The organism is Nonomuraea sp. NPDC050022, assembly GCF_044460705.1.
GTDB lineage: Bacteria > Actinomycetota > Actinomycetes > Streptosporangiales > Streptosporangiaceae > Nonomuraea.
Map to the genome: position 1 here is coordinate 224,808 of NZ_JBITKE010000005.1, position 19,022 is coordinate 243,829.

Genomic DNA, 19,022 nt, shown 5'->3' on the forward strand with positions numbered 1-19,022 from the left:
CGCCCGACGAAGTGGCCAGGCGGATCTACCCGCCGCCCGACCGAACGGGCGGGCGGATCTACCCGCCGCCCGACCGAACGGGCGGGCGGATCTACTCGCCGCCCGACGAAGCGGCCGGGCGGATCTGGCCGATGATGGCGAGCACGTCCTCGGCCAGCGCGGGGTCGTCCGACAGCACCACCTCGGAGACGGCGGCCGCGAGCGCGCCCGTGAGGACGACCACCAGCGCCCCCTGGTCCTCGAACAGCGCGGCGTTGCGCTCGGCCCATTTGCGCAGCCGGGCACGCATGACGAGCTCGAAGCCGGGCGGCCCGTCGCCGCGCAGGAACAGCGCGGCGAGCTCGCGTTCCTCGATGCACCCGTCGAGGTAGGCGCGGGCGGCGCGGATGAAGACCCGCATCGGGTCGTTCTCTCCTTCGGCGCGAGCCTCGCGGGCGGCCTGCTTGGTCCGCTGGGCCTGCCTGCCCTGCCACTCCTCGAACAGCGTGAGGTAGAGGTCGGCCTTGCCGGAGAAGTGGTGGTAGAGGCTGCCCACGCTGGCATCGGCCTTGGCCACCACATCGGTCACTCCGGCCTCGGCGAAACCCTTGGAGACGAAGACGTCTCTGGCGGCCTTGAGTAGCGCGCTGCGCGTGGCCGCGCCTCGCCCGGAGGTGCGGGCTGTCGCCGGTTGTTCCACATCGCTGCTCATGGCAGGCACATTATCCTCCGGTGACCGGGGATACAGGGACAACTACGATCGAGACAGTTTGTCCACGAGGAGGCCCTTCATCATGTCCGATCAGACGTCCGTACCCGCAGCGCTGGCCACGGGAGAGCGCGCCCCTGATCGCAACCTGGCCCTGGAACTCGTACGCGTCACCGAGGCGGCCGCGATGGCGGCGGCCCGCTGGGTGGGCCGGGGCGACAAGAACGGCGCCGACGGCGCCGCGGTCAACGCGATGCGCCAGCTGATCAACACCGTGTCGATGAACGGGGTGGTGGTCATCGGGGAAGGCGAGAAGGACCACGCCCCGATGCTGTTCAACGGCGAGCGCGTCGGCGACGGCAGCGGCGCCGACTGCGACGTGGCCGTGGACCCGATCGACGGCACCCGGCTGACGGCGCTCGGCATGCCGGACGCGGTGTCGGTGATCGCGGTGAGCGAACGCGGCTCGATGTACGACCCGTCGGCCGTGTTCTACATGGAGAAGCTGGTCACCGGCCCCGACGCCGCTGACGTGGTCGACATCGAGGCTCCGGTGGCCACGAACATCCAGGCGGTCGCCAGGGCCAAGGGCTGTTCGGCATCCGACGTGACGGTCGTCGTACTCGATCGCCCGCGGCACGAGCAGATGGTCAAGGAGATCAGGGAGACCGGGGCGCGGATCAAGTTCATCGTCGACGGCGACGTGGCGGGCGCGATCATGGCGGCCCGCGCCGACACCGGCATCGACCTGATGCTGGGCATCGGCGGCACGCCCGAGGGCATCGTGGCCGCGTGCGCGCTCAAGTGCCTGGGCGGCGTCATCCAGGGCAAGCTGTGGCCGCGCGACGACGCCGAGCGGCGCAAGGCGCTCGACGCCGGACACGACCTCGGCCAGGTGCTGACCACGAACGACCTGGTGCGTTCGGAGGATGTGTTCTTCGCGGCGACGGGCATCACGCAGGGCGAGCTCATGCAGGGCGTACGGTTCAGGGGCGGGGTGGCGCTGACGCACTCGCTGGTGATGCGCGGGCGTTCGGGCACCATCCGCAAGGTGGACAGCGAGCACCAGCTCACGAAGCTGCGCGCCTACAGCGCGATCAACTTCGACACGGCAGGATAGGGACCGGTTAGGGATAGGGCCGGTTAGGGATAGGGCCGGTTAGGGATAGGGATCAGCGGCGGCGCTTGCGGCGGGGCGGCTCTTTGACCTTGACGTCGCCCGCGAAGTTCGTGGTGCGTACCTCGACCACCGGCGCTTCGGGCTCGGTCGGCTGCTTGGTCAGCCGGACCGTGTTGCCCTTGGCGACGCGGATCACCTCAAGGCCCTCGGGCACGTGGATCTCCAGGCCACCGAAGACCAGCGTCGCGTTGATGATGACGCGCCGGTTCTGCAGGATGGCTTCGCGGAGGTCCAGCTTGGTGGTGCCGAACATGGCGGTCACGCTCAGCTCGGCGGGCACCACCCAGCGTCCGCCGCGCTGCTCCTGCTTGAAGAACGCCGACACCGGCCTGCCGTCGAGGTTCAGCGGTTGCTGATCCGCCGGCAGCAGGTCGGCCGTCACCGCGGCGAGCTCGCCCAGCGTCCGGGCCGCGTAGACGACGCCGAGCCGTTCCTCCAACTCGTCGAGCATGAGGCGGCCGTCGGCGTGGGCGTCCTGGAGCACCTGGACGAACCGCTCGCGATCGTCGTCGGAGGCGCGTAGTTCGTCCGGGCGTGGGCCGCTGTCGCCCTCTTTGGGGCGGCGTGCCGAGACCCATTCCTCGGCCAGCCGTTCTCCGACTTCTTGCAGGCGTGGCAACCAGGATCCCGGGCGTTCATTCACACTTCTGACGATATCCGGCAGTCGGCCACTTCGCTCGCGCCTCGGTCGCCGCGCCAGCCGAAAGTGCCTCGAAAGTCAGCCGAGAATCAGCCGAGCCGCGCGACCAGGGCCGCGATCTCCTCCGCGAGCCTCTCGTCGACTTCGGCGTGGCGGTTGAGCAGGCGGTACCACATGGCGCCGAAGATCAGATCGACCGCGAGCTCCACGTCCACGTCGGCCGGGAGCGCGCCGCGTTCCAGCACCGAGCGCAATGCCTGCCGGCGCGGGCCGATGAGCTTGTCCCGCAGCTCCGCGGCGAACCGGGGGTCGGCCTGGGCGTCGGCCATGAGACCCACGACCACCCGCCCGGCCACGCCATGGGCCACCGCGAACGTCTCGCGCAGGAACGCGACCAGGTCCGCCCCCGCGTCCCCGCTCATGGGCGGGGGCCGCATCTCGGCTCCCACCAGGTCGGTCATCGCCTCCAGCAGCACCTCGCGCTTGGTCGGCCACCAGCGGTAGAGGGTCTGCCTGCCGACGCCCGCCGCGGCGGCGACGCCCTTCAGGGTGACATTCGGGTATCCGTCGCGCTCGCACAGGTCGAGCGCGGCCTTGAGGATCGCCTTCCTGGCCACCTCGCTACGCGGTCTGCCTACCATGCCCGCCACTTTACAAGACACGATGCCTCGATATAGTTTCGAGGCAAGATGTCTTGAATTAGGAGGAAACACGATGCGAGTCGTGATCATTGGCGGCACCACGGGCATCGGGCTGGCTACGGCGGCCCGGCTGGCGGCCGACGGCGCCGAGGTGGTCATCACCGGCCGGTCCGCCGAGCGGGTGGCGGACGCGGTGAAGCTGCTCGGCGACCGGGCCTCGGGCGAGGCCGTGGACGCCCGTGACACCGAGGCGATGCGCGATCTCTTCGCCCGTACCGGTGCCATCGACCACCTGATCATCACCGTGACCGGCCGCGGGCCCGCCGGGCCGCTGCGCTCACTGACGCGGGAGGCGCTGGTCGAGGCCGTACAGAACAAGCTGATCCCGCACCTGCTGGCCGCGCAGGCCGCTCTGGACGTACTCGATCCCGAGGGTTCGATCACGTTCGTGACCGCGGCGTCGGCGGGCTCGGCCTTCCCCGGCGTCTCCGCCCTGGCGGCGGTGAACGGCGCGATCGAGGCCGCGGTGCCCGGCCTGGCGGTCGAGCTCGGCCCGATCCGGGTGAACGCCGTCTCCCCCGGCGTGATCGACACCGAGTGGTGGTCCGGGCTCCCCGACGACGCGCGGGAGGCCCTGTTCGCCCACGCGGCGGGGAGCTCGCCGGTCGGCCGGGTGGGCCGGCCGGAGGACGTGGCGGCAACGATCGCCTACGTGGTGGGCAACTCCTTCGTCACCGGAACGGTGCTGACCGTCGACGGAGGGGGCAGGCTCAAGGCATGAGGACGGTCCTGATCACCGGCGCGACGGACGGGCTCGGGCGGGAGCTGGCGCGACGGCTCGCCACCGACGACCGGGTCATCGTGCACGGACGCGACCCGGAGCGGGTACGGCGGGCGCGGGCCGACGCGGAGCGGGCCGACCCGGAGCGAGCCGACGCGGAGCGAACGCGGGCCGACGTGGGAGGCACCGGCGAAGGCGTGCTGGCTGATGCGGGCGGCACCACCGAAGGCGTGCTGGCCGACCTGGCCGACCTGCGCCAGGTGGACCGGCTGGCCGACGAGGTGCTCGGCCGGTTCGACCGGCTCGACGTGCTGGTCAACAACGCCGGGATGGGCGGCGGTCCGCCCGGCTCCGGCCGCGCGGAGAGCCAGGACGGCATCGAGCTCCGCTTCGCGGTCAACTACCTGGCCGGATACCACCTGACCCGGCGGCTGCTCCCGCTGCTCGTCAGGTCGGCGCCGTCGAAGGTGGTGAACGTCGCCTCGGCCGGGCAACAGGCGATCGACTTCGCCGACCCGATGCTGACCCACGGCTACGGGCGCCAGCGCGCCTACAGCCAGAGCAAGCTCGCGCAGATCATGTTCACCTTCGACCTGGCCGAGGAGCTGGCCGGGCAGGGCGTGACGGTCAACGCCCTGCACCCGGCCACGTACATGGACACCACGATGGTCCGTGAAGCGGGTGCGCCGGTGATGAGCACGGTCGACGAGGGCGTGGCGGCGACGCGGCAGTTGATCGACGGGCTCGACGGCGTGAGTGGGCGTTACTTCAACGGGCTGCGGGAGAGCCGGGCCGACGCCCAGGCATACGATCTCGCGGCGCGGAAGCGGTTGCGCGAGCTCAGCGACGATCTCGTACGGCGAGCACTGGGCTGATCCGCGAGCCACCACCGTCCCAGGGCCGTGGGATGGTGGCGAAAGAGCTGGCCAAGCGGCTAACCTGACCCCGCCTCACGTTCCCCCCATCAGGAGGCCGCCGTGCCGACTCCTCGTGATCGCCAGGCCCGCATAGCCACGTTCGTCGTGTACGCGGTGCAGGGCCTCTCGTTCATCACGCTGCTCGCCCAGGTCGCGAACCTGCAGACCAAACACCGGCTCGACGAGGGCGCCCTGACGATCCTGCTGCTCATCGTGCCGATATTCGCCGGGCTGGGTAGCGTGGGCGCCGGGTGGTTCGCCTCGCGCAAGGGGAGCAAGCCGCTGCTCCGCCTCGCACAGCCGGTCGTGGCCGTCGCCGTGGTGCTCATCAGCCTCGCGCCGAGCGTGCCGCTGCTGGTGCTCGCGTTGCTGCTGTTCGGCCTCGGGCTCGGCGCGGTCGACGCGGGCATCAACATGCAGGGCGTGGCGGTCGAACGTCGTTACGGGCGGGCCGTGCTGAACGGTTTCCACTGTATGTGGAGCGTGTTCAGCACGGCCGGGGCGCTGTGGGCATCGGTCGCGGCCGAGCTTCCCTTGATCGTCACGATGACGGTTCCGATGGTCGTGGCGGTGGCGGGCTCCCTGTACGCCGGGCCACAGTTGTGCACCGTCGAGGAGGAGAAGGTCGAGGAGAGCGCCGCGACGGCCGCCGGCGGGTTCCCGTGGAAGCCGATCATCCCGCTCTGCCTGGCGATGGCCTTCCTGTACGTCGGAGACGCCTCCGTCTCGAACTTCAGCACCGTCTACATGCAGCAGGTGCTGACCGCGACCCCCGCGGTCGTCCCGCTGGCCTACGCCGCCTACCAGGCCACCACGCTGCTGATCAGGCTCGGCGGCGACGTCGCCGTCAGGAAGTACGGACCGGCGGCGATCGTCAGGATCGGCGGCGGGATCGCCACCCTCGGTTTCCTGGGCATCGTCCTGGCGCCCAACCAGCCGCTGGCCATCCTGGCGTTCGGCCTGACCGGGGTGGGGCTGTCGGTGATCGCGCCGCAGTCGTTCTCGGCGGCGGGGCGGCTCGACCCGGCGGGGACGGGGGTGGCCATCGCGCGGGTCAACATGTTCAACTACGTCGGCTTCATCGTAGGCGCGGCGCTGGTCGGCGGCATCGCCAGCGCCAGCGACATGCAGGTGGCGTTCGCCGCGCCGCTGGTGCTGTCCGCCGTGATCATCGTCCTGGCCAGGGGCTTCGAGCCGCGACGGGTCAAAGAGGCCGCATGACAGTCAGCCGACCCCTAGGTAGGCGAGGCTACGCCGTACGTCGTGGACCGGCTCGTCCCCCGGACCGGACAGGACCACGTCCTGCTCCATGACGTACCAGCCCTGGTAGCCGCTGCTCTCAAGGCCGGAGACGATGCCCGTGATGTCCACATCGCCCTGCCCGAGCGGCCGGTAGACGCCCGCCCGCACGGCCTGCGTGTACGTGAGCTCGCCGCGGGCGACCTGCCGGGCGAGCGACGCGTCGACGTCCTTGAGATGGACGTGCGCGACGCGGCCGGGATCGGCCGCGGCCAGGGCGGCCGGGTCGGTTCCGCCGATCAGCAGGTGACCGGTGTCGAGGCAGAGCGGGATCGAGCTGCCGCCGAGCACCCGGTCGACCTCCTCGCGGGTCTCGATCATGGTGCCGACGTGCGGGTGGAGGGACGCTCCACGGCCGTACGCCGCGGCGATCCGGTCGAGGTTGGCCAGCAGCGTCGCCCAGCCCTTCTCGTCGAGGACCGGCCGGGTGTCGTAACCGTCGGCGCCGGTGGCCGCCGCCAGGACGAGCATGCCCGGCGGGTCGGGGGGCAGCCCGGGGAGCGGGTCGTGACCCGGATCGTGCAGCACCACGGGCACGAACCCGCCCGCGACGCTCAGGCCGTACTCCTCGATGAGAGCGGGTGTCAGGAAGCCGTCCGGGCCCAGCTCGGTCGCGGTGAGGCCGAGGTCGCGCATCTCGGCGAGCACCCGCTCGGGCGGGAGCTGGAAGCCCCAGCCGGGCACCTCGCACACGCCCCACGAGATGGGCGCTCCAGCCAGGTTCATGACGCTACCTCCACCACTCCGACGGGCACGCTCACCGCGCCACCTCCACCACTTGCGACAGACGAGCTCACCGCGTCACCTCCGCGACCTCGACGGGGCGGTGTTCGCGGCGGGAGAGCTCGGCGGCCTCGGCGACGTACAGGGCCGCCAGGGCGTCTTCGATGGAGCACAGGCTCACGTCGCTGCGCAGGAAGCAGTCGATCTCGGCGGCGTACGCGTCGGCGAAGCGGGTGACGAAGTCGGGCCACGGCTCCCCTGGCGGTTGCAGGCCCTCCGAGCTGCTCAGGGGCGCGCGCGGCCCGAGGCCGACGGCCCGGGTGCCCTTCGTGCCGGCCAGTTCCATGCGCACGTCGTAGCCGGCGCCGTTGTAGCGGGAGCCCTGCAGGGTGGCCAGCGTGCCGTCGTCGAGCGTGAGCAGCGCGGCGCTGGTGTCGATGTCGCCCGCCGCGCCGAAGAAGGCGGCGCCCCGGTTCGCGCCGGTCGCGTAGACGGACACCACCTCGCGTCCTGTCACCCAGCGCAGGATGTCGAAGTCGTGGATGTGGCAGTCGCGGTAGAGACCACCGGACAACGGGATGTACTCGGCGGGCGGCGGCGCCGGATCCGCGGTGATGAGGTGAACCCGGTGCAACTCCCCCAATTCGCCACCGCGCAGCGCCATCGCCGCGTCGATGTAACCGGGGTCGAACCTGCGCTGGAAGCCGATCTGCACCCGGTTGCCCCGACTGGCCGCGAGCACCTCCACGGTCTCCTTGACGCTTCCCGCGACCGGCTTCTCGCAGAACACCGGGATGCCCAGCCCGCACGCCTTCAGCAGCAGCTCGGCGTGCGTGCTGGTCGGTGAGGCGATGACCAGCGCGTCCGCCTCGAAGGGGTCGCCCGGCCTGCCGTACGGCGACTCACGGACGGGATCCGAGACGATCAGCTCGTCCACCAGCGGATGTGCGGCCAGGGTGGCCGCGTGAAACGCGCCGATCCTGCCCAAGCCCAGCAGTCCCACGCGCATGGCGCCTCCAATGAGATGGGGATTTCTTTCTAAGCGCGACCTTCTCCATCAGTCAATATTTTGTCCTGACATTCTGACCTTTAAGCCTTGGATGACCGCCGCGGCACGGTGGGCCGGGAGGCGGGCGAAGCCGACCACGACCCCGGGCGGTCCGGGTGTGAGGCGTGTCGGGCCGACCGGGTCGGCGGCCAGGCCCAGCTCGCGCGCCGGCCGTACGAAGGCGTCCTCGTCCGAGCCCGGCGGCAGGTCCAGATAGGCGTGCAGGCCCGCCGCGATGCCCCGGACACGCACTTCGGGCAGGTGCTCGGCCACGGCCTTGACCAAAGCGTCCCTGCGGCGCCGGTACTCCCGGCGCATCCGGCGCAGATGCTTGTCGTAGCCGCCGGTACGCAGGAAGTGGGCCAGGGCGTACTGGTCGATGACCGGCGAGCCCAGATCCAGCTCGCCTCTGGCCTGCCGCATGGACTCGGCCAGCTCGGCGGGGGCCGCCACCCAGCCGAGCCGCAGCCCGGGGGCCAGCGCCTTGCTGACGCTGCCGGACAGGATCACCCGGGCGGGAGCGAGGCCCTGCAGACAGCCGACGGGGTCGCGGTCGAAGCGGAACTCGGCGTCGTAGTCGTCCTCCAGCACGACCCCGCCACTCTCGGCGGCCCACTCCATGAGAGCGGCCCGCCGCGCCGGGGAGAGCACGACGCCGGTGGGGTACTGGTGGGCGGGAGTGATCAGGACCGCGTCCGCGCCGCGCGCCCGCAGTTCCGTCACGACGAGGCCCTGGTCGTCCACCGGGACGGGGACGAGCTCGGCGCCCGCCCGCAGGAGGAGGGGGACCTGGCGGTGGCTGTTCGGGTCCTCGACGGCCAGCCGCAGGCCGCGGGTCCCCTGGGTGAGCACGTGGAGCGCCAGGCTGATCCCCTGGGCCACCCCGCCGACGATCACCAGGTTGTCGGCGCGTACGTCCGCCGCCCGGACCCGCCGCAGGTAACCGGCCAGCTCGTCGCGCAGCTCCGGGACGCCGCCGGGGTCGCCGTAGTCGAACACGTCCGAGGGCATCGTGGTGAGCACGTGGCGTACGGAGGCCAGCCACCGCTCCCGGGGAAAGCAGCCGAGGTCGGGAGAGGTGGGGCGGTGGCCGTAGTGGGGGCTGTAGACCGGGCCACTCGCGGGGACCACGTCCATCGCCGAGCGGGCCGAGGTGGGGGCCACCTGGGTGCCCGCGCCGACGCGGGAGATCAGGAAGCCCTCGGCCACCAGCTGCTCGTACGCCTCGACCACGACGCCCCGCGAGACCTGGAGGTCGGCGGCCAGGTCGCGGCTGGCGGGCAGCCGGGTGCCCGGAGTGAGGCGGCCCTGCCGGATGGACGCGCGAATCTCCGCCGCGATCTGCCCGGCAATGCCCCCTTGATCACGATTTATCGTGACATGTAGGTCAGCCACATTGGTCCATCCTTTTAGCGGGACATTGGACTGCTGCTATGAGCCATTGTGTCCCTAGTCTCCTTTTTATGAGAAGCGGAGTCGCCGGCGCCGCCACCGCCATGTTCCTCATGGGGACGCTGGCGGGCGTGTCCGGCCTGATCCAGGACTACCCCGTGTACGGCGGGCAGGCGGTGCGCTACCTGGTCGCGGCGGTGATCTGGCTCGTCGTCATCCGGGTGCTCGGCCTGCGGTTCGTCCGGCTGACGTGGCGCGAGACGCTGTTGCTCGTCGGCCTGACGCTGCTCGGGCTGGTGCTGTTCAACATGTGCGTGATCGAGTCGACCCGTACCTCCGGCCCCGCGCTGGTCGGGACCGTGCTGGGCACCGTGCCGCTCGCCCTGGCCTTGCTCGGCGGCCGCCCCGCGCCCCGGCTGCTGACCGGCGCGGTGGTCGTGGTGGCGGGCGCGACGCTGGCCACCGGGCTAGGCAGCGGCGACCTGCCCGGCCTGCTGTGGGCGCTGGGCGCGTTGGTGGGCGAGGTCAGCTTCTCGATGCTGGCCATCCCGCTGCTGCCGAAGCTGGGGGCGATCCGGCTGTCGGCGTACTCGACGGTGCTGGCCGTCCCCATGCTGGCCACGATCGGCCTGGTCAAGGAGGGCACCGGCATGCTCAGGACACCGACCACGGCACAGGCCCTCGGCTTCGTCTACCTGGCGGTGGTGGTGACCGTCCTGGCCTTCTTCCTCTGGTACACCGCACTGCCCAAGCTCGGCCCGGGCCACGCGGGCCTGTTCGCCGGCCTCATCCCGGTCGGGGCGATCACCACCGGCCTCGCTTTGGGCATCGCCACCCCAACGGTCTTCGACCTACTGGGCGCCTCATTGGTGATCGCGGGCATCCTGGTCGGGCTGACCACCACGAGGAAACGGGAACCGGTTCACATCGGCTAAGACCACCCAGATGGCCGACATCACGCACGTCACGGCGCCCGGCCACCTCCACCGGAGGAGCGTGCCCCTGGACAGGGCCCAGCTTGGGCGGCGGGTGGGGCTCACCGGGGCCGGCCGTAAAGAGCGTGAAGAGCCTGAAGGCCATGTGAGACGGCGCCCAGCCACCTCCGCCGGGGCGGCCGTAAAAAAGACTGGTAGAAAAGATAGGCTCTGTGCGGCGAATGGGGAGGATCATGGGCGAGTTCGATTACAGCGAGTTGCTGCCGCTGGGGGCCGACGAGACGCAATACCGGCTCATCACGCCGGACGGCGTGCGGCGGGTCGAGGCCGCCGGGCGCAGCTTCCTCGAAGTGGAGCCCGAGGCGCTGCGGCTGCTCACCGAGACCGCGATCCACGACATCTCCCACTTCCTCCGTCCTTCGCACCTCGCCCAGCTGCGGAAGATCGTCGACGACCCCGAGTCCAGCGGCAACGACCGGTTCGTCGCGCTCGACCTGCTGAAGAACGCCTCCATCTCGGCCGGCGGCGTCCTGCCCATGTGCCAGGACACCGGCACCGCCATCGTCATGGGCAAGCGCGGCCGCCACGTCCTCACCGACGGGCGCGACGCCGAGCACATCTCGCGCGGCGTCTACGACGCCTACACGCGCCTCAACCTGCGCTACTCGCAGATGGCGCCGCTGAGCATGTGGGAGGAGAAGAACACCGGCAGCAACCTGCCCGCCCAGATCGAGCTGTACGCCGAGGACCCCTACGGCCACGCGGACGAGTACAAACTGCTGTTCATGGCCAAGGGCGGCGGATCGGCCAACAAGTCGTTCCTGTACCAGGAGACCAAGGCCGTCCTCAACGAGAAGCGGATGCTCGCCTTCCTGGAGGAGAAGATCCGCTCGCTCGGCACCGCGGCCTGCCCGCCGTACCACCTGGCGATCGTGGTCGGCGGCACGTCGGCCGAGTACGCGCTGAAGACGGCCAAGTATGCCAGCGCCCGCTACCTCGACTCGATCCCCACCTCCGGCTCCCCCTCCGCCCACGGCTTCCGCGACCTGGAGCTGGAGGCCAAGGTCTTCGAGCTGACGCAGAAGCTCGGCATCGGCGCCCAGTTCGGCGGCAAGTACTTCTGCCACGACGTACGCGTGATCCGCCTGCCCCGGCACGGCGCGTCCTGCCCGGTGGCCATCGCGGTGTCCTGCTCGGCCGACCGGCAGGCCCTGGCCAAGATCACGCCGGAGGGCGTCTTCCTGGAGCAACTGGAGACCGATCCGGCCCGCTTCCTGCCGGAGACCACCGACGAGCACCTCTCGGACGACGTCGTCACCATCAACCTCAACCGGCCCATGCCGGAGGTCCTGGCCGAGCTGTCGAAATATCCGGTGAAGACGCGGCTCTCACTGACCGGCCCGCTCGTGGTCGCCCGCGACATCGCGCACGCGAAGATCGCCGACCTGCTCGACGCGGGCGGCGAGATGCCGCAGTACCTGAAGGATCACGCCGTCTACTACGCGGGCCCGGCCAAGACGCCGGAGGGCTACGCGTCGGGTTCGTTCGGCCCCACTACCGCCGGGCGAATGGACTCCTACGTTGAGCGTTTCCAGGCCGCCGGCGGCTCGATGGTGATGCTGGCCAAGGGCAACCGGTCGAAGCAGGTGACCGACGCCTGCAGGGAGCACGGAGGCTTCTACCTGGGGTCCATCGGCGGGCCCGCGGCCAGGCTGGCCCAGGACTGCATCAAGAAGGTGGAGGTCCTGGAATATCCGGAGCTGGGGATGGAGGCGGTGTGGAAGATCGAAGTGGTCGATTTCCCCGCGTTCATCGTCGTCGACGACAAGGGTGATGACTTCTTCACCGATCGCACCGGGCCGGTCCTGTCGATCGGCCGCCGCTGACGCTCTCCGCGAACCGGTCGCCGAAAGGATGCCGGGTGAGCCGTCTCCGGCCGCTCGGCACCGACGGTCGGATGACGCTCAGGCGGCACCCGTCAGGTGAAGCTCAGACGACACCCGTCGTGTGACACTCAGACGGCACTGGTCAGGTGGCACTCAGACGGCACTGGTCATTAACGGATCAAGCGGCCACGAGACCGCGGTGGGGCGCGACCACGGAGCCGTCTGGAAGGAGCAACCCGGTGTCCTCGAACAGCACCACGCCATTGCACAGCAGGCTCCAGCCCTGATCAGGGTGAGCCGAGATCACGTGTGAAGCCTCACGGTCGGGTGAGTCGGCGGTGGGACAAAGCGGGTAGTGACTGCACATCGTGCACCTCTCAGGTGGCGCTCCTGTTGTGGGTTTCAAAAGGGCAGCTGTCGCCCCGACGGCGTGCGAAGGTCCAGTGCGGGTGCGACCGGCCTCTTTGCCGGTCGGCGACGAACCTGACTCTGGCGCATCCTCATCACGTCCCTCAACGAACTCGTCTCGGTTATTGGTTCCGGTAAGCACCAGGGCGTTTGTCCCCAGTGTGACCGCCGCCACTGACAGTTTCGGCCGCCTCCGGGTTCATCCGATCCCCTTAACTTCAGTCTGCCCCTGGGCCCTTACGACACCCTTACAAACTGCTGACGGCTGCGTCAGACCCCTATGAGCAACCCTGCCGGACGCCTGCGAACTTCTTGCGGGCATCGCGCACAATCCTGGTGACCAACTTGGGCCGGATGCCATATCCGCAGGTCAGCGACCAGAGGCAGATTCGGACTGACGCCCTGCCGAGGCCCTGGGGGCACGACAAGGGCGAGCTCGGCGGCCGTAGATCTTGGCGCGTTCCCGAAGCGGGCGGGGGTGCGAAGCCGGGGTGTGGGGCCGGGGAGCCGCTGGCGGACGCTGGTCATCGAGCGCGTTTACCACCATCATGGGAACGCCGCTGGTGTTCGACGCCTGGGAGCACGCCTACTCCCTTATCAACCGGACCGATGTGGACGGCAGGTTTGCTGACGTCACGAGTCAGACCAGTTGACTTAACTTCGCAACATTTTATCGGCCCCGCCTCTACTGGTCGGTTTAGACAAATAGGTAAGCTGCCTGCCATGCGTGCGCCCTCCGGTTACCTACTAGCCGCGCGCTACCGGCTTCTGGAGCCGGTCGGCCGCGGCGGCATGGGTACCGTTTGGCGAGCGCACGATGAGCTGCTCGACCGGGACGTGGCGGTCAAGGAGGTCCGGCTGCCGGCCGTGCTCGACGAGGAGCTGCGGGCCGAGCTGTGCGCCCGCACCGAGCGCGAGGGCCGGGCGACCGCGATGGTCGCGCACCCGTCGGTCATCACCGTGTTCGACGTGGTCACCGAGGACGACCGGCCGTGGATCGTGATGGAGCTGCTTCAGGCCAGGTCCCTTGAGCAGCTGATCCTTGAGGGCGGACCGCTCCATCCCCGCAAGGCGGCCGAGATCGGGCGGCAGATCCTCGGGGCGCTGCGGGCCGTACACGCCAAGGGGATCCTGCACCGCGACGTGAAGCCCAGCAACGTGCTGGTGATGGAGGACCGCGCGGTCCTGACGGACTTCGGGCTGGCCGCACTGGAAGGTGACGTTTCTATTACCCAGGCGGGCATCGTGCTGGGTTCGGCGGGATACATCGCTCCAGAACGGGTGCTGGGGTCGAAGGCCAGTCCGGCCGGTGATCTGTGGTCGCTCGGCGCGACCCTCTACACCGCCGTCGAGGGCCGGGGGCTGCACGGGCGCCGTACTGCCGCCGCCGCGCTGGCCGCGCTCACCAGCGGCGAGCCGATCCCGATGACGAAGGCCGGGCCGCTGGCGCCGGTTCTCGACGCGCTGCTGCGCATCGACCCGCAGACCAGGCTCGACTCCGTACGCGCCTCGTTGATGCTGGCCAGGGTCGCGGCGGGCGGCTCCGCGGAGGAGCCGCTGGCCCCGAGCAGATCGGTACGGCCGGCGCCGGTGATCACCACTCCCTCTTTCGCGCGCCGGCCCGCGCACCGCGGGCTGCACCGAGCGGAGGCGACCGCGGCCGCTTTGGCGGTCCCGCCACCACATCAGGAACGTAAACCGGGCGAAGGCGTCCATCGGAAACGGGGCGAACCCCGACCTACACCATCCGCTTATGCCCGTTTCAAAGCGACGGTGATAAAGTTGTGCCTTCCTCGACGGTTCTGGCCAAGAGAACTTCGCAAGCGAGGGTAAAGCACTTCCCAAGCGAGAATCGATATCTTCTTCTCATGCCGGAACAGCAGACACGCCTGCTCGCGGAGCGCTACGAGCTCATCGCGCCCCTCGGCCGAGGGACCATGGGCACCGTATGGCGCGCCCGCGACCGCGCGCTCGGGCGCGAGGTGGCGGTCAAGGAAATCCGCCAGGACCCGGGTCTCACCGAGGAACAGCGGTCTGAGCTGCGCGAGCGCATGGTCCGGGAGGGGCGCATCGCCGCCCGGATCCAGCACCCGTCCGTCGCCGCCATCCACGACGTGCTCATCCACGACAGCAGCCCGTGGATCATCATGGAGCTCATCGAGGCCCGCTCCCTGGAGCAGGTGATCGACGAAGAGGGCCCGCTGCCGCCCCGGCTGGTGGCGGAGATCGGCGTCGACCTGCTCGGCGCGCTGCGCGCGGCGCACTCCCAGGGCATCACGCATCGCGACGTCAAGCCCGGCAACGTGCTCATCACCGAGAACGGCCGCGTGGTGCTGACCGACTTCGGCATCGCCAAGGCCGAGGGCGACTCCCGGCTCACCAAGACCGGCATGGTCATCGGCTCGCCCGGATACACGGCGCCGGAGCGGGCCAGGGGCGAATACACCGGGCCCGAGTCCGACGTCTGGTCGCTGGGCGCGACGCTGTACTTCGCGGTCGAGGGCCGTCCCGCGTACGAGCGGTCCACGATCGCGGAGACGCTCGCCGCGCTGCTGAGCGAGAACGCCGACCCGCCGACCCAGGCCGGGCAGCTGCGGCCGGTGCTGACCGGGCTGCTGGACAAGGACCACAAGCGGCGACTGTCGGCGGCCAAGGCGGAGACCTTGCTCAGGATGATCGCCGACACGCCCACGAGCGAGATGCCGGCGATCACGGCGGAGGCCCTGATCGCCCAGGAGGCCGGCGTGCCCGACTCGAACGACACGGCGCCCGCCGTACAGCCTCCCAAGGCGGCTGGCCCGTGGGGTCCCCCACCCGCCGCCCCCGGCCGAGGAGCTCCAGCCGGTCGGGATGCGCGGACCCCGCACGCCGCGACGGGCCCGAGCGGAATGACGCCGGGCGAAGCGGGTTCTAGCGGCCAGGCGCCGGGCGGGGCGTTCGGTCCCGGCGGGCAAGCCGGTCCGCGCGGGCAGGGGCCGATGGGCGGGCCGCAGGGGCCCGGGCCCGGTCCGAACGCGTTCGGCACGCCCCCGCAGGGCCCCCAGACAGGAGCACAGGCCGCGCGGGCAGGCGGGGCGCCTGGCGCGCAGGCCGCCGGTCCGGCGACCGGAGCGCGGCCACACAGCCCTGCGGGTGCCCCTCCCGGATCTCCCGGGTCTTCCGGATCCACGGGCGCGCCATCCGGCCCTGTGGGCGGCCCGCACGGCTCCACGGGCGCTCCGTCCGGGCCCGGTGGCCCTCAGCGTGGTGCCGGAGGAGCTGGCGCCCCGACCGGGCCTCGTCCGAGCGGTGCGTACGACCCCGAGCGGACCATCAGCGTGGCGCGTCCGAAGACCCCCATGCCCCAGGACCCGTCGCGGCGTGGCTCCGACGAGCAGAGCACCGTCACCACCCGCATCCACCACCCTCCGGGACAGCAGGTCTACCCGGTGCCGCCGCCCCAGCAGAGCCCGCGGGGCCCCCAGCCCGGACCGCCGCCCGGCGGCCCGCAGGCAGGGCCGCCCTACATGGGACCGCAGGCCGGACCCCCCATGGGACCGATGGGGCCGCAGCAAGGGCCGCCGACCGGCCCGCACCCGGGCCCGCCGCGCCCGGCGGGGCAGTCGGGGCAGGAGCGCCAGGCCGGGCAGGGGCTCGGAACGGACCTGTTCGCCATCGCGAAGGAGCCCGAGCAGAGCCCCACGGGCAACCGCAACGGGATGCTGGTCCTGATGGCTGTGGCCGCGGCCGCCGCCGTGGTGATCGCCGTCCTCATCGTGGCGCTGCTGTCCAGCTGAGCCGAGACAACCGCGTCCTGTCGAGCTGAGCCGACACGACCTCACCCTGTCCGACTGAGCTGGCACGGCGTCGTCGTGGCGCCCCTTTCGGGCTGTTCCGGGATGCGTGAGCCAGACTGGGAGGCATGAGCGAGTTCCGCATTGAACATGACTCCATGGGTGAGGTGCGCGTTCCGGTCGGAGCCAGGTGGCGCGCGCAGACGCAGCGGGCGGTGGAGAACTTCCCGGTGTCCGGACGGCCACTGGAGCCGTCGCATATCGCCGCGCTCGGCCTGATCAAGGCGGTCGCCGCCGAGGTCAACGGCGAGCTCGGCGTGCTGGAGAAGGACGTGTCCGAGGCCATCGCCCAGGCCGCGGCCGACGTCGCGGAGAACGAGCACGACGATCACTTCCCGATCGACGTCTTCCAGACCGGTTCCGGCACCTCCTCCAACATGAACGCCAACGAGGTCGTCGCGACGCTGGCCGAGGAGCGGCTGGGCCGTCCCGTACACCCGAACGACCACGTCAACGCCTCGCAGTCGTCCAACGACGTGTTCCCGACGTCGATCCACGTGGCGGCGGCGACGGAGGTGACCTACCACCTGCTGCCCTCCCTGGAACACCTGGCGGCGGCACTGCGGGCCAAGGCGATCCAGTTCGACCAGGTGGTGAAGTCCGGGCGGACGCACCTCATGGACGCCACGCCTGTGACCCTGGGGCAGGAGTTCGGCGGCTACGCCACGCAGATCGAGCACGGCACCGTACGGGTGAAGACGGCGCTCGGCCACGTGCTGGAGCTGCCGCTGGGCGGTACGGCGGTGGGCACCGGCATCAACACCCCGCCGGGCTTCGCGAAGCTGGCGATCGAGAAGCTGCGTGAGGCGACCGGGATCCCGTTCAGGGAGGCGATGGACCACTTCGAGGCGCAGAGCGCGCAGGACTCCATCGTCGAGCTGTCGGGGCAGCTGAAGGTGGTCGCGGTCTCGCTCAACAAGATCGCCAACGATCTGCGGTGGATGGGCTCCGGGCCGCGCGCCGGGCTGGGCGAGATCAACCTGCCCGACCTGCAGCCGGGCTCGTCCATCATGCCCGGCAAGGTCAACCCGGTGATCCCCGAGGCGACGGCCATGGTCGCGGCGCAGGTGATCGGCAACGACGCCGCGATCACGTTCGCGGGCGCGTCGGGCAGCTTCGAGCTGAACGTGCAACTGCCGGTCATCGCGCGGAACATCCTGGAGTCGATCCGGCTGCTGGCCAACGTCTCACGGCTGCTGGCCGACCGGTGCGTGTCGGGGATCACGGCGAACGTGCCACGGCTGCGGGAGTACGCGGAGTCGTCGCCGTCGATCGTCACGCCGTTGAACCGGTACGTGGGCTATGAGGAGGCGGCGAAGATCGCCAAACAGGCGTTGGCCGAGCGCAAGACGATCCGTGAGGTGGTCATCGAACGCGGCCACGTGTCGGCCGGCCGGCTCACGGAGGAACAACTCGATGCCCTGCTGGACGTACTCTCCATGACCCGGCCCGCCGAGTGACGACAGCCCTCAGACCATCCGCCGAGTGACGACGGGCCTCAGACCGCCCGCCAAGTGATGGCAGCCCGCCGAGCGATGGCGGCCTCAGGCCGCTCTGTGGGTGGCCTGGGCCCAGCGGGTGAGCAGGGTCTCGGCGGCCCCTGAGTCGACGGCGTCCGCTGCCCGCTTGTAGGCGTGGCCGAGGGCCCCGGTGAGGTCGGCGGCGGGCGGTGTGCCGTCGGCCGCGACCAGGGCGGCGGCCGCGTTCAGCAGGACGATGTCGCGGACCGGCCCCCGCTCGCCCGCGAGGACCGCCCGTGCCACCGCCGCGTTGTGCGCCGCGTCGCCGCCGGCCAGGTCCGATGGGCGGGCTCGTGGGATCGACAGGTCCGCCGGGTCGAAGCGGGTCTGGGTGACCGTGCCCTTGCGGACGAGCCAGATGGCCGAGGGTCCGGAGGTGGTCAGCTCGTCGAGGCCGTCGTCGCCGCGGAAGACGAGCGAGGAGCCGCCGCGCTCCGCGAGGACGCCCGCGATGACCGGCGCCAGGTCGGGGTGGAAGACGCCGACCGCCTGGGCGGCCGGGAGGGCGGGGTTGGTGAGGGGGCCGAGGAAGTTGAAGACCGTGGGCACCCCCAACTCCCGCCGCGCCCCCGAGGTGCGTCTCAGCGCCGGATGGAAGGTGGGCGCGAAGCAGAACGTGATGCCGACCTCCTCCACGACCCGTGCGACGCCGGCCGGAGACAGGTCGATGACCACGCCGAGCTCTTCCAGCAGGTCAGCGGCTCCGGTGGTCGAGGAGGCGGCCCGGCCGCCGTGCTTGACGACCTTGGCCCCGGCCGCCGCCGCCACGATGGCCGCCATGGTCGAGACGTTGACCGTGTTGGCCCGGTCGCCGCCGGTGCCGACCAGGTCGACCGGGTCGCCGGGGATCCTGATGGCCGCCGATCTGGCGAGCATGCCGTCGGCCAGGCCCGACACCTCCGCCACCGTCTCGCCCTTGGCGCGCATGGCGATGGCGAACGCGGCGATCTGGGCGTCCGTGGCGGCGCCCGACATGATCTGGTCCATGGCCCAGGCGGCCTGGCCCGAGGTGAGCGAGGTGCCGTCGAGGAGAGTGCTGAGCAGCGCTGGCCAGGTTGTCACTGGACGCCCTTTCGTCTGAGGTGCTCGACAAGGGGGTCCTGACATGACGACGGCCGCCTCGTCGAGGCG

General features: G+C 70.7%; 17 protein-coding genes. 9 read left to right on the plus strand and 8 right to left on the minus strand.

Annotated features, from left to right (window positions below):
• Positions 1 to 91: 91 nt before the first annotated feature.
• Entirely contained in the window at positions 92 to 691 is a 600-nt protein-coding gene (locus tag ACIBO2_RS22530; RefSeq protein ID WP_397298855.1) for a TetR/AcrR family transcriptional regulator, read from the minus strand.
• Positions 692 to 773: 82 nt separating this feature from the next.
• On the opposite strand from ACIBO2_RS22530, the gene glpX reads away from it, so the two are divergent.
• A complete protein-coding gene (gene glpX / locus ACIBO2_RS22535) occupies positions 774 to 1,808 on the plus strand; it encodes a class II fructose-bisphosphatase (RefSeq protein WP_358541520.1) in 1,035 nt (344 codons plus the stop codon).
• 52 nt (positions 1,809 to 1,860) lie between these two features.
• Here glpX and ACIBO2_RS22540 read toward each other — a convergent pair whose 3' ends face one another.
• Both ACIBO2_RS22540 and ACIBO2_RS22545 read right to left on the minus strand, forming a co-directional pair.
• Positions 1,861 to 2,511: a DUF1707 domain-containing protein gene (locus tag ACIBO2_RS22540; protein WP_358541523.1), complete on the minus strand. Its 651-nt coding sequence runs from the start codon at positions 2,509 to 2,511 to the stop codon at positions 1,861 to 1,863.
• 86 nt (positions 2,512 to 2,597) lie between these two features.
• On the minus strand, positions 2,598 to 3,149 hold the full coding sequence (locus ACIBO2_RS22545) for a TetR/AcrR family transcriptional regulator (RefSeq protein WP_358541526.1): 552 nt from the start codon (positions 3,147 to 3,149) through the stop codon (positions 2,598 to 2,600).
• Positions 3,150 to 3,222: 73 nt separating this feature from the next.
• On the opposite strand from ACIBO2_RS22545, the gene ACIBO2_RS22550 reads away from it, so the two are divergent.
• From ACIBO2_RS22550 to ACIBO2_RS22560, 3 genes are all read left to right on the plus strand, one after another.
• Positions 3,223 to 3,930: an SDR family oxidoreductase gene (locus tag ACIBO2_RS22550; protein ID WP_397298861.1), complete on the plus strand. Its 708-nt coding sequence runs from the start codon at positions 3,223 to 3,225 to the stop codon at positions 3,928 to 3,930.
• Positions 3,927 to 4,805, plus strand: a complete 879-nt coding sequence (locus ACIBO2_RS22555) for an SDR family NAD(P)-dependent oxidoreductase (protein WP_397298864.1) — start codon at positions 3,927 to 3,929, stop codon at positions 4,803 to 4,805. The genes ACIBO2_RS22550 and ACIBO2_RS22555 overlap by 4 nt, the downstream gene beginning before the upstream one ends.
• A 102-nt stretch (positions 4,806 to 4,907) precedes the next feature.
• Positions 4,908 to 6,068 (plus strand): MFS transporter, encoded by a 1,161-nt coding sequence (locus tag ACIBO2_RS22560; protein ID WP_358541535.1) that lies wholly within the window; start codon positions 4,908 to 4,910, stop codon positions 6,066 to 6,068.
• Positions 6,069 to 6,071: 3 nt separating this feature from the next.
• Here ACIBO2_RS22560 and ACIBO2_RS22565 read toward each other — a convergent pair whose 3' ends face one another.
• The 3 genes from ACIBO2_RS22565 to ACIBO2_RS22575 form a co-directional block, all read right to left on the minus strand.
• Positions 6,072 to 6,872 carry a TIM barrel protein gene (locus ACIBO2_RS22565; protein WP_397298868.1) on the minus strand — a complete coding sequence of 267 codons (801 nt, stop codon included), beginning with the start codon at positions 6,870 to 6,872 and terminating at the stop codon, positions 6,072 to 6,074.
• A 67-nt stretch (positions 6,873 to 6,939) separates the two neighbouring features.
• A complete protein-coding gene (locus ACIBO2_RS22570; RefSeq protein ID WP_358541540.1) occupies positions 6,940 to 7,878 on the minus strand; it encodes a Gfo/Idh/MocA family oxidoreductase in 939 nt (312 codons plus the stop codon).
• Between the two features lie 48 nt (positions 7,879 to 7,926).
• On the minus strand, positions 7,927 to 9,312 hold the full coding sequence (locus ACIBO2_RS22575) for a PLP-dependent aminotransferase family protein (protein WP_358541543.1): 1,386 nt from the start codon (positions 9,310 to 9,312) through the stop codon (positions 7,927 to 7,929).
• A 68-nt stretch (positions 9,313 to 9,380) separates the two neighbouring features.
• Between ACIBO2_RS22575 and ACIBO2_RS22580 the strand changes: the two genes are divergently transcribed.
• A complete protein-coding gene (locus tag ACIBO2_RS22580) occupies positions 9,381 to 10,244 on the plus strand; it encodes a DMT family transporter (protein WP_397298872.1) in 864 nt (287 codons plus the stop codon).
• A gap of 233 nt (positions 10,245 to 10,477) precedes the next feature.
• Entirely contained in the window at positions 10,478 to 12,130 is a 1,653-nt protein-coding gene (locus ACIBO2_RS22585; RefSeq protein ID WP_358448808.1) for a fumarate hydratase, read from the plus strand.
• A 178-nt stretch (positions 12,131 to 12,308) separates the two neighbouring features.
• Here the strand turns inward: ACIBO2_RS22585 and ACIBO2_RS22590 are convergent, their stop codons facing one another.
• Positions 12,309 to 12,497, minus strand: coding sequence for a DUF5999 family protein (locus ACIBO2_RS22590; protein ID WP_214639679.1), 189 nt, complete (start codon positions 12,495 to 12,497; stop codon positions 12,309 to 12,311).
• A gap of 764 nt (positions 12,498 to 13,261) precedes the next feature.
• Between ACIBO2_RS22590 and ACIBO2_RS22595 the strand changes: the two genes are divergently transcribed.
• From ACIBO2_RS22595 to ACIBO2_RS22605, 3 genes are all read left to right on the plus strand, one after another.
• Positions 13,262 to 14,371 (plus strand): serine/threonine-protein kinase, encoded by a 1,110-nt coding sequence (locus ACIBO2_RS22595; RefSeq protein ID WP_397298876.1) that lies wholly within the window; start codon positions 13,262 to 13,264, stop codon positions 14,369 to 14,371.
• 35 nt (positions 14,372 to 14,406) lie between these two features.
• Positions 14,407 to 16,314, plus strand: a complete 1,908-nt coding sequence (locus ACIBO2_RS22600; RefSeq protein WP_358541552.1) for a serine/threonine-protein kinase — start codon at positions 14,407 to 14,409, stop codon at positions 16,312 to 16,314.
• Positions 16,315 to 16,439: 125 nt separating this feature from the next.
• Positions 16,440 to 17,831, plus strand: coding sequence for a class II fumarate hydratase (locus ACIBO2_RS22605; protein ID WP_397298879.1), 1,392 nt, complete (start codon positions 16,440 to 16,442; stop codon positions 17,829 to 17,831).
• A gap of 84 nt (positions 17,832 to 17,915) precedes the next feature.
• Here the strand turns inward: ACIBO2_RS22605 and trpD are convergent, their stop codons facing one another.
• Positions 17,916 to 18,953 carry an anthranilate phosphoribosyltransferase gene (trpD, locus tag ACIBO2_RS22610; protein WP_358541556.1) on the minus strand — a complete coding sequence of 346 codons (1,038 nt, stop codon included), beginning with the start codon at positions 18,951 to 18,953 and terminating at the stop codon, positions 17,916 to 17,918.
• Positions 18,954 to 19,022: the final 69 nt, after the last annotated feature.